The sequence below is a fragment of the Mesorhizobium dulcispinae genome, assembly GCF_033977345.1.
In the GTDB taxonomy this organism is placed as follows: Bacteria; Pseudomonadota; Alphaproteobacteria; order Rhizobiales; family Rhizobiaceae; genus Mesorhizobium; species Mesorhizobium dulcispinae.
The window spans coordinates 304155-315000 of sequence record NZ_JAVIIY010000003.1; the positions used below are offsets into that span (position 1 = coordinate 304155).

General features: G+C 64.8%; 8 protein-coding genes, 1 tRNA gene and 2 rRNA genes (1 of these 11 running past the window's edge). 1 reads left to right on the forward strand and 10 read right to left on the reverse strand.

Going from position 1 to position 10846, the window contains the following annotated elements:
- Positions 1 to 252 precede the first annotated feature (252 nt).
- Entirely contained in the window at positions 253 to 1608 is a 1356-nt protein-coding gene (locus RFN30_RS09390) for a glutamine synthetase family protein (RefSeq protein WP_320261812.1), read from the forward strand.
- Between the two features lie 11 nt (positions 1609 to 1619).
- Here the strand turns inward: RFN30_RS09390 and RFN30_RS09395 are convergent, their stop codons facing one another.
- The 10 genes from RFN30_RS09395 to RFN30_RS09440 form a co-directional block, all read right to left on the reverse strand.
- Complete coding sequence (locus RFN30_RS09395; protein WP_320261813.1) at positions 1620 to 2609, reverse strand: ABC transporter permease; 990 nt, start codon at positions 2607 to 2609, stop codon at positions 1620 to 1622.
- Positions 2606 to 4129: a sugar ABC transporter ATP-binding protein gene (locus tag RFN30_RS09400; protein ID WP_320261814.1), complete on the reverse strand. Its 1524-nt coding sequence runs from the start codon at positions 4127 to 4129 to the stop codon at positions 2606 to 2608. The genes RFN30_RS09395 and RFN30_RS09400 overlap by 4 nt, the downstream gene beginning before the upstream one ends.
- A gap of 64 nt (positions 4130 to 4193) precedes the next feature.
- Positions 4194 to 5186: a substrate-binding domain-containing protein gene (locus RFN30_RS09405; protein ID WP_320261815.1), complete on the reverse strand. Its 993-nt coding sequence runs from the start codon at positions 5184 to 5186 to the stop codon at positions 4194 to 4196.
- An 83-nt stretch (positions 5187 to 5269) separates the two neighbouring features.
- Complete coding sequence (locus tag RFN30_RS09410) at positions 5270 to 6046, reverse strand: SDR family oxidoreductase (RefSeq protein ID WP_320261816.1); 777 nt, start codon at positions 6044 to 6046, stop codon at positions 5270 to 5272.
- A gap of 2 nt (positions 6047 to 6048) precedes the next feature.
- Positions 6049 to 7212, reverse strand: a complete 1164-nt coding sequence (dgoD, locus tag RFN30_RS09415) for a galactonate dehydratase (protein WP_320262077.1) — start codon at positions 7210 to 7212, stop codon at positions 6049 to 6051.
- Positions 7213 to 7302: 90 nt separating this feature from the next.
- On the reverse strand, positions 7303 to 8046 hold the full coding sequence (locus RFN30_RS09420) for a FadR/GntR family transcriptional regulator (protein WP_320261817.1): 744 nt from the start codon (positions 8044 to 8046) through the stop codon (positions 7303 to 7305).
- Positions 8047 to 8304: 258 nt separating this feature from the next.
- Positions 8305 to 8946 carry a ThuA domain-containing protein gene (locus RFN30_RS09425; protein WP_320261818.1) on the reverse strand — a complete coding sequence of 214 codons (642 nt, stop codon included), beginning with the start codon at positions 8944 to 8946 and terminating at the stop codon, positions 8305 to 8307.
- Positions 8947 to 9113: 167 nt separating this feature from the next.
- Positions 9114 to 9190, reverse strand: a tRNA-Met gene (locus tag RFN30_RS09430).
- 218 nt (positions 9191 to 9408) lie between these two features.
- Positions 9409 to 9523 (reverse strand): 5S ribosomal RNA (gene rrf / locus RFN30_RS09435).
- 225 nt (positions 9524 to 9748) lie between these two features.
- Positions 9749 to 10846 (reverse strand): 23S ribosomal RNA (locus RFN30_RS09440) (it continues 1727 nt past the right edge of the window).

Genomic DNA, 10846 nt, shown 5'->3' on the forward strand with positions numbered 1-10846 from the left:
TCTCGAGGATTCTACCTTTAGCTATCCGGTAATTGGCCGCTCAAATTCCCTTGGCTTTCCCTCGCTTGCCGGCTATGTTGCGATCGCAGATCGCACAATAGGAACCCGAAATGCCGCCCGATATCCCAGCTAGTGAATTGAAAAAATGAAGGAAACCGGCCCGGGAACCTCCGAGGCGGTCTTCACAAACTCACAAGCTGATAAATGGATGTCGTAGCCTAAATGGCTACTGAAAGAACTAGGGGCTGGAAATTGGGCGATGCAATTGCGGACGTTTTGAACTGGCTTGAAAGCAGGAGCGACATCCAGAGCCTGCGGGCCGCGGTGTGCGACCTGAATGGCATCATGCGCGGCAAGCGCATCCCGGTCGAGCAGGCGCGCAAGGCGCTGGAAGGCAAGCTGCGCATGCCCTATTCGGCTATCGGGCTCGACATCTGGGGCGAGGACATCGAAGGCAACGCGCAGGTGTTCTCGACCGGCGATGCCGACGGGCTTTGCCAGTGGACGGGACGCGGCATATTGCCCGTCGAGTGGACGGCGCATCCGACGGCGCTTTTGCCGCTCTGGCTGGCGGATGATGCCGGCGCGCCCTATCTCGGCGACCCGCGCCGCGCGCTGGCCCGCATCCTCGACCGTTATGCAGCACTTGGCCTGACGCCTGTTACCGCCACCGAGCTCGAATTCTACCTCGTCGACCCGACGTCGCATCGGCCCGTCGGCCCTGTCTCGCCGATCACCGGCCGGCGCCTCGATTCCGACGCGGCGCTGTCGATCGACGAGATCGACGATTTCGAGGCCTTCATCCATGACGTCTACGAAGCCTGCCGCATGCAGGGCATTCCCGTCGACACCGCGATCGCCGAGAACGGCGTCGGCCAGTTCGAGATCAACCTCAATCACGTTCCCGATGCCTTGCGCGCCGCGGACGACGCCGTGCTCTTCAAGCGCACCGTCAAGGGCATCGCCCGCAAGCACGGCTTCGCCGCCTGCTTCATGGCCAAGCCCTATGGCGAGCGCGCCGGCAACGGTTTCCATGTCCATTTCAGCGTCCTCGACAAGGAAGGCCGCAACATCTTCGACGACGGCAGCGACCAGGGTTCCGACGCCATGCGCCACGCGGTCGGCGGCCTGCTCGCCGCCATGGCCGAGAGCACGCTGGTGTTCGCGCCGCATTTCAATTCCTACCGCCGGCTGCGGCCGCGCTCCTACGCGCCGACGGCCGTCGCCTGGGGCTACGAGAACCGCATGGTGGCGATCCGCATTCCGGGCGGCCCGGCAGCCGCGCGCCGCATCGAGCATCGCGTCTCCGGCGCCGACGCCAACCCCTATCTGGTGCTGGCGGCGATCCTGGGCGCGGCGCTGATGGGCATCGAAAAAGAACTATCGCCCGGCGAGCCGACCGGCGGCGAGGGACAGGGGCTGACGCTTGCCAAGCTGCCGCCGGACTGGGCCTCGGCGATCGCCGCTTTCGAGGCCGGCAAGCGCGTCGCCGAAATCTTCCCGGCCGTCCTGCGCGACGCCTTCATCGCCTGTAAGCGCCAGGAACTGAACACCTTCGCGCTGAACGTCAGCGATTTCGAGATCGAGACCTATCTCGAAAGCGTCTAACCCGGCACGGGCTATTCTCCGGACCGCGCCCGCTGGCGCTCCTGCACGATGACCGCCAGGATCAGCAGCGCGCCCTTGGCCAGCAGCTGGTAGAAGGTTGGCACGCTGGTCAGGATCATGCCGTTGTTGAGGACGCCGATGATCAGCACGCCCAGCATGGCGCCGATGATGGTGCCCTTGCCGCCCTGCAGCGCGCAGCCGCCGAGGATCGCGGCAGTGATCGCCTCGAGTTCCAGCCCCTGGCTGCCGGACGCAGGCTGCCCCGACATGGTGCGGCTGGCGAGCACCAGACCGGCGACCGCCGCGGCGAAGCCGCTCATCGCGTAGATCGAGATCTGGTAGCGGCGGATCGGGATGCCGGCGAGCCGCGCCACGGTCGGATTGCCGCCAAGCGCGTAGATGTTGCGGCCGACGACGGTCTCACGGGTGAAGACGATGAACGCCGCCATCGCGGCGATCAGCAGCCAGATGGCGAAAGGCAGGCCGAATAGCGTGCCGATGCCGAGCGCGCGCAGGCTGTCGCCGGTGATCGGGATCGAGTTGCCGTTGTTCATCAGATAGGCGAGGCCGCGGAAGGCCGACATCGTTCCCAGCGTCGCGATCACCGCATTGACCGGACCGTAGACGATGATCAGCCCGTTGACCGCGCCCGCCACAAGGCCGGCGAGCAGACCGGCAAGGATGCCCGCCGGGATCGATCCGGTTTCCTGGGCGGCGACCGCCAGCACCATGGTGCTCAGGCCCACGATCGACCCGACCGAGATATCGAGCCCGCCCGACACGATGACGACGGTCTGCGCCATCGCCAAAATGCCGAGGATGGTGACCGCGAGCCCGATATTGATGAGGTTGCGCGGTGTGAAGAAGACATCGGGCCTGAGCGCGCCGAAGATAGCCACCAGCACGGCCAGCGCGATCAGCAGGCTGATGTTCTGCGCGCCGATGCGGCCGAACAGGCTTGCCGGCGCGCGCTCGCGGCGGGCGGTCGCGGTATCGGTCACGATACCCTCCTTTCGATGATTGTCTCTTTGCCCGAACGCATCGCCAGCGCCAGCACGGCCTCTTCGCTCGCCTCTTGCCACGGCAGCTCGCCGCTGATGCGGCCGCTCTGCATCACCAGCACGCGATCCGCGAGGCCAAGCAGCTCCGGCATTTCCGAGGAGATGAGCAGGATGGCGAGGCCTTGGTCGGCCAGGCTTTCGATGAGCCGGTAGATCTCCGCCTTGCCGCCGACATCGATGCCGCGCGTCGGCTCGTCGAGGATGAGCACGGCCGGCCCGCACGCCTGCCAGCGTGCGAAGACCACCTTCTGCTGGTTGCCGCCGGAAAGCTTTCCGACGGCCTGTTCGATCGACGGCGTCTTGACCCTGAGCTCGGCGACGTGGCGGGCGACCAGCGCGCGCTCGCGCCTGCGACTGAAGAAGCCGTAGCGCGACACCTTGTCGGGCACCACGAGGCTGACATTGTCGCGCACCGCCTGCATCAAAAGCAGCGCTTCCTGTTTGCGGTCCTCCGGCACCAGCCCTATTCCGGCCGCGACGGCATCGGCCGGTTCGCACGGCTTGTAAGGCCGGCCGCCGACCGTCATCTGTCCCGACAGCAGCGGATCGAGGCCGACGATGGCGCGCGCGACTTCCGTCCGTCCCGCGCCGACCAGTCCGCCCAGCCCGACGATCTCGCCCGCACGCACCGCGAAGCTGATCCCCTCGACCCGGCGTGTCGTGACGCCTTCCAATGCCAGCCGGACCGGTCCCAGCGCGCGCTCCCTTCGATTGAACAGGTCGCTCACCGGCCTGCCGACCATCAGCCGCACCATGCGCTGCTCGTCGAGCGCGGCGATCGGCTCGTCGGCGACGTGGCTGCCGTCGCGCATCACCACGCAGCGGTCGGCAAGCTCGATGATCTCGCGCAGGCGGTGCGAGATGTAGATCACCGCGACGCCGTCGGCCTTGAGCCGGCGGATGACGCGGAACAGGCGCTGCGCCTCGTCCTCCGTCAAGGACGAGGTCGGCTCGTCGAAGGCGAGCAGCCGCGCGCCCGGCCGCAGCGCGCGCATGATCTCGATGAGCTGCCTCAGCGCCGGGCTGAGCCCATGGCAGCGCTGCCCGGGAGAAAGCACGTCGACGACGCCGAAAGTGCCGAGCAGCTCGAGGCTGCGGCGCTCCAGATCCGCGCGGTCGAGGAACAGCCCGGCTCGCGCCTTGATGTCGCCGATGAAGATGTTCTCCGCCACCGTCAGTTCCGGAATGATCTCCGGCTCCTGATGGATGACCCGGATGCCCGCGCCATGTGCAGCGCGCGGCGAACTGAGCTGCACCGGCTGCCCGTCGACCAGCAACCGGCCGGCATCGGGCCGATGCTCGCCCTCCAGCACGCGCATCAGCGTCGACTTGCCGGCGCCGTTCTCGCCGATCAGCGCGGTGATCTCACCGGCATTGAAGGCCGCCGACACGTCGCGCAGCGCCTGCACGGCGCCGAAGCGCTTGCTGACGTTTTCGATGGAAACGACGGGCGCGGTCATTGGCGGGCGGCTCCCTTTGAAGCCGCCCGCCCAATGGCCACCTGCCTCGAGGCCGAAAGGAAGCCTAGGACTTGCAACCGAGCGTGTCCTTGAACTTGGCGAAGTTCTCGCCACTGATCAGCGTGGCGTCCTGGAAATAGTCCTTCTGCATCTCCTTGCCGGTGGCCTGATCGTAGAGCGCCTGGATCGCCGCCGCGCCGTGCTTGGCGCTGTCCAGCCACATCGTGCCGCGGAAGCCCGTCGGCTTGCCGGAGCCGAAGGCCTCGCAGGAGCGCGAGCCGTCGATGCCGATGCCGATGACGTTCTCCGGCTTCATGCCGGCATTCTCCGTGGCGCGCACGCCGCCGAGCACGCCGTCGTCGTTGCAGGAGTAGAAGATCCACTTCTCGGCGTCGGGATTGGCGGTCAGCGTCGTCGACACCACGTCGATCGAGTTGACCATGGTGTTGTCGTAGGGGATCGAGACGATGCGCGACTTGATCTCCGGGATCGCCGCGACCAGCGCTTCCTCGGCGCCCTTGTTGCGGCGCATGCAGGTGTCGGCCTTCTGGTCCTCGATCGAGCCGACGCGCACCTTGGAGAGGTCCTTGTCCCATCCCTCGGCCTTGACGATGCGGGCGATCTCGCCGCCGACCTGCTTGCCGATGTTGAGCGCGTTCATGCCGACATAGGCGACAGGCGAGCCGTCGGCGAAGGCGATATCGTCGTCGACCGCGATCAGGCCGATCTTGGCGGCCTTGGCCTTGTCGGCGACGACCGGGCCGAGCGAGCGGTCCGGCACCACCACGGCGATACCCTTGACGCCGTCGCCGACATAGGTGTCGAAGGTGGTGACGGCGAGGTTGGCGTCGAACTGGACGTCCTGGACAAGCAGGTCGACGCCGAGTTCAGCGGCCTTGTCCTTGGCGCCCTTCACCTCGCGCACGAACCAGGGATGGTCGCCCATCTTGTTGATGTAGCCGAACTTCATCTTGTCCTGCGCGCCGGCGCCGTGGACCGTCAGCGCGACGGCGGCGGTCGCCGCAACCGCAAGGCACACCTTGATCATGCTTTTCATTGGCTTCCTCCCAATCGACCCCGGCCGGCGGGATCCGATCTGCTTGAAAACATCTGCCGGCGACCGGCCGCCGGCGCGAAACCTCATTCGTGGTAAAGAACCGAGCGCCCGCCATCGATGACGATGCAGGCCGCGTTGATGAACGGCGCCTCGTCGGAGCCGAGGAAGACGGCGGTCATCGCCACCTCCTCCGGCCTGCCGATGCGGCGCGGCGGGTGCAGGTCGTAGGTGCGCTGACGTTCCGCCTGTGGGTCGGGAAATGTGTTCCAGTAGTCGACCGCGATCTGCGTCTCGATATAACCAGGCGCGATCGCGTTCACGCGGATGCCTTCGGCCGCGTACTGGATGCCGAGCGAGCGCACCAGGCCGAGCAGCCCGTGCTTGGCGACCGGATAGGGAAAGGTCGACGGGATGATCGCGAAGGAGTGGCAGGACGCGATGGCGACGACCGACCCGTGCTTCTGAGCCCGCATCGCCGGCAACACGGCGCGCGCCGAATACCACACGCCATCGAGATCGACGGCAAAGCAGCGCCGCCATTCTTCTTCCGTGGTTTCCAGCGGCTCATGGAACACGTTGATGCCGGCATTGGCGACCAGCACGTCGATGCGGCCGAAGGCGCGGAGTGCCTGTTCGGCCATCGCTTCGCAGGATCCACTGTCCGCGACGTCGGTCTCCACGAACAGCGACCGTCCGCCGCCTTCGGCGAGTGACGCGGCAACGCTTGTTCCGCTGGCCGCATCCTTTTCCGCCACGACGATCGCGGCGCCTTCCGCCGCCATCGCGCGCGCCGTCGCTTCGCCGATGCCGCGCCCGGCGCCGGTGACTACGACGACCTTGTCCTTGAGACGCCCGGCCATTGTCACCAGTCCACGATGGTGCCGTCGGCGAGCACGGCGTTGGTGGTGTGCATGACTTCAGGCTTGTAGGGATGCCGCTCCGCGACCGCCTCGTCGACCTCGACGCCGAGCCCGGGCGCGTCCGGAACCTGCCAGCAGCCGTCGACCATCCGGATCGGCCCCTTCACCACCTCGAAATACCAGGGCACGGCGCCGACCATCTCTTCCTGAATCAAATGGTTGGGCGTGGAGACGGCGAAATGCAGCGCCGCGGCGCCCGCTATCGGGCCGAGCGGATTGTGCGGCGCGACGCCGACCGAGACCGCCTCGGCCATGGCGGCGATCTTCTTCGCCTCGAGCAGACCGCCGCAGTGGCAGATGTCGGGCTGCACGATGTCCACCGCCCTCGCCCGGAACAGGTCGTCGAATTCGGGACGGTCGATCAGTCGCTCGCCGGTGGCGATCGGCACGCGCGACTTGGCGGCGAGCTGCGCCAGCGCGCCGGTCTCGCCGGGCGGCAGCGGCTCCTCGATGAACATCGGTCGGTAGGGCGCAAGCACGTCGATATAGGCGAGCGCGGTCGAAGCCGAGGCAGGGCGGCCATGGAAGTCGACCATGATCTCGACTTCCGGCCCGACCGTCTTGCGCAGCGCCTCCATGAGCCGGCCGACCTTGTCGACCTCGATGAGCGGCGCGTGGTAGTGGCTGTAGGGAATGAAGACGGCCTTCAGCGCGCGATAGCCCCTCGCCACCACCTCGGAGGCGCGCTGCACCAGCGGCTCGGTGTCGAGTGTCTCGTAGACGGCGTGCATGTCGCCGAGGCCGAGATGGGTATAGACCTTGACCCGTTCGCGCACCTTGCCGCCGAGCAATCGCCAGACCGGCTGATCGAGCCATTTGCCAAAAATGTCCCAGAGCGCCAGCTCGATGCCGGAAACAGCCGACATGCCGATGACGCCGAGCCGCCAGAACGAGTGCTTCTTTAGGATGCGCACCGCCTGCTCGATGTCGCGCGGATCGCGGCCGATCAGAAGCGGCGCCAGGTCGTTGACGGCGCCGACGACGGCCTGGGTCTTCCACTCCAGCGTCGCCTCGCCCCAGCCGTAAAGGCCCGGCTGATCGGTCTCGACGCGCACGAACACCCAGTTGCGCATATCCGCGTTCACGACGCGCGTGGTGATGGCCACGATCCTCAAAGCGCAACTCCTCCCAGGCGGCATTTAGATCATATGAAATGCGAATATCATACGATCAAAAATGGCGTCAAGGCGGAAACGTCAACCTTTGGCGTGAAGATCGTCGGCGGCGATATCGAGCAGCCTGTTCATGGCGGCGCGGGCGCCGGCGGTATCGCGGATGCGGATCGCTTCCAGCACCGCGACATGCGCGGAAAGCGCGCGCGACTGCGCCTCCATCAGCGGATTGGTGACGAGGAATGTGGCGCGCAGTGCCGCCTCCAGCATGCCCACCAGCCCCTTGAGCACAACGTTGTGGCTGGCGGCGATGACGCCCTTGTGGAAGGCAAGATCCGCCTGGCAGACGGCGTTGAGGTCACCCGGGATGTTGTCGCGCATGCCGACCACCGCGCGTTCGATCTCGGCGAGGTCGGCGGCGCTGGCGCGCCTGGCCGCAAGTTCGGCCGCCGCGGGTTCGAAGATTCGGCGCGCCTCGAGCAGGCCGGAAACCAGCTCCTCGTCATCCTGGATGGACGGATGCCAGCCGAGCACCACCGGGTCGAGCAGCCGCCAGTTGTCGCGCGGCAGCACACGCACGCCGGCGCGCCGCCTGGGCTCGACAAGGCCTTTCGCCGACAGCACCTTGACGGCTTCCCGGACCGAGGTGCGACTGACGCCCAGCATGGCGCAGAGCTCGTCCTCGCGCGGCAGGGCGGCGCCGGGAGCATAATCGCCGCGCAGGATGCGGCTGCCCAGCACGCTGACGACGGCGTTGTGCACGCTTGCCCCGCCCTGGTCGACCGAAGGCATCCAGCCGGTTGCGTCCGAAGGAACGATGGTCTCCACGCAATCCTCTCCCGATAGAGCACGTTGCTATCGGCTGTTGTATGAAAGGCTAGGTCTTATGTAAATCTCTCATTCATATGACGTAACGAGATTGTCGATGGACACGCTGCGGGCCTCCGACGTTGGACTGTCGCTCACGGCGAGCCCTTGCGGGCGGCCGATCTGCCGTTTCGGCTGTCGCGTATCGGATGGCTTGGTCCTCCGCTTTCACCGAAGCGGCAAGCGCATCGGCGCGGCGATCGACCTGAGGCGACGAGATCAGCGCGCCGCCCAGACCAAGCCGCGGCGCAGGATCGTGCGCATCTGCGGCACCTCGAATTCCTTGGCCGCATGGCCGAGCGAGGAATAAAACACCCGTCCCTTGCCATGCCGGCGCTTCCAGACCACCGGCATCACCACGCCGTCGATCCACGGCGCGTGTTCGCCCGAGAAGGTGGTGGTCGCCAGCACTTCGTTCGACGGATCGACATGCATGTAATACTGCTCGGAGCGGTAGGCGAAGTCGCCGATGCCATTCACGATCGGGTCGTCGCGCCGCACGATGTTCACCCGGTAGTCGATGATGTTGCCGGGATGGGCGACCCACTGCCCGCCGCACATGAACTGGTAGTCCGTCGATTCGCGAAAGGCATCGCCCATCCCGCCGTGATAGCCGCCGAGGCCGACGCCGTTTTCGACCGCTTTGGTGAGGTTGGCCTCTTCGGCCTTGGCGAGCTTGGACATGGTGTAGATCGGCACGATCAGGCTGAGCTCGGCGATCGCCGGATCTGCGAACGCCGCGGTCGTGTTCTCCACCCGCACGGCAAAGCCTTCCTCCTCGAGCATCGCCTTGACGACGCGCGCCCCGGCCTCGGGTTCGTGCCCTTCCCAGCCGCCCCATACGATCAGCGCCTGCCGCATTTTTCTCTCCTTATGCCTTACGCCGGCACCCGGATCAGCGGCAGCGCGGCGTCGAGCGACCATCGCTGCTAAGTCTTGCAGAGTCGAGCTGGAAAAAACCCTGTGGCGGCGCAACAATTTTGGGCCCGCAACAGCAAACGGCCCGCGCGAGGCGGGCCGTTTTTGTTTGGTTGCGGGGACAGGATTTGAACCTGTGACCTTCAGGTTATGAGCCTGACGAGCTACCGGGCTGCTCCACCCCGCGTCAACCATAGAGGTAAGTTTGCGCTTACCGAGTTCAAGAGGCTGCCAAATGAAAGGGCCGCTTGCGCGGCCCATGATCCCGTTTGGCGGGCCTTATGCATGTCGGCCAAAAGTGCCCGGCGGTTTTTGGGGCAACGACATGCATCAAAAACCGTAAGGAGAAGATTTGTCTCCATCCGGATCCTTTTGATCCGGATGAGATGAACGTGCGCTTTGCAGACCTGGCAGCGACCTACTCTCCCGCGTCTTGAGACGAAGTACCATCAGCGCTGGAGCGTTTCACGGCCGAGTTCGGAATGGGATCGGGTGCAGCCGCTCCGCCATAACCACCAGGTCGGCAAAACGCACGTTCAAATCGAGAAGCTGTTCAAGCGCGATCCAAGGATCGTCGCGTTTGTGCCAAGGCGACGTCTGCGTTTTGCATACGGGCGAAGCCCGCAAGCGCGACTGCGCGTCGCCGGTCGTCCGGCACCCTCGCTTAAGCTTTGGCCCGTAAGGGCCGCTCATGCGTGAGCGCTGGCAAGACCATCGTGTTTCACGATGGATATTAGGAATGAGAACGATCAAGCCGATCGAACTATTAGTACCGGTAAGCTTCAAGCGTTGCCGCTCTTCCACACCCGGCCTATCAACGTGGTCGTCTTCCACGGTTCTCAGGGAATACTCGTTTCAAGGTGGGTTTCCCGCTTAGATGCCTTCAGCGGTTATCCCGTCCGGATATAGCTACCCTGCAATGCGGCTGGCGCCACAACAGGTCCACCAGAGATCCGTCCATCCCGGTCCTCTCGTACTAGGGACAGATCCTTTCAATATTCCTACACCCACGGCAGATAGGGACCGAACTGTCTCACGACGTTCTGAACCCAACTCACGTACCGCTTTAAATGGCGAACAGCCATACCCTTGGGACCTGCTCCAGCCCCAGGATGCGATGAGTCGACATCGAGGTGCCAAACAACCCCGTCGATATGGACTCTTGGGGGTCATCAGCCTGTTATCCCCGGCGTACCTTTTATCCGTTGAGCGATGGCCCTTCCACGCGGGACCACCGGATCACTATGACCGACTTTCGTCTCTGCTCGACTTGTCAGTCTCGCAGTCAGGCAGGCTTATGCCATTGCACTCAGCGAACGATTTCCGACCGTTCTGAGCCCACCATCGCGCGCCTCCGTTACTCTTTAGGAGGCGACCGCCCCAGTCAAACTACCCACCATACATTGTCCCGGACCCGGATAACGGGCCGCGGTTAGACATCCATAGTAATAAGGGTGGTATTTCAAGGGTGGCTCCACCTGAGCTGGCGCCCAGGCTTCAAAGCCTACCACCTATCCTACACATGCCACTACGAATGCCAATGTAAAGCTATAGTAAAGGTGCACGGGGTCTTTCCGTCTAACCGCAGGAACCCCGCATCTTCACGGGGAATTCAATTTCACTGAGTCTATGCTGGAGACAGCGGGGAAGTCGTTACGCCATTCGTGCAGGTCGGAACTTACCCGACAAGGAATTTCGCTACCTTAGGACCGTTATAGTTACGGCCGCCGTTTACTGGGGCTTCGATTCAGAGCTTGCACCCCTCCTCTTAACCTTCCAGCACCGGGCAGGCGTCAGACCCTATACGTCGCCTTGCGGCTTCGCAGAGCCCTGTGTTTTTGAT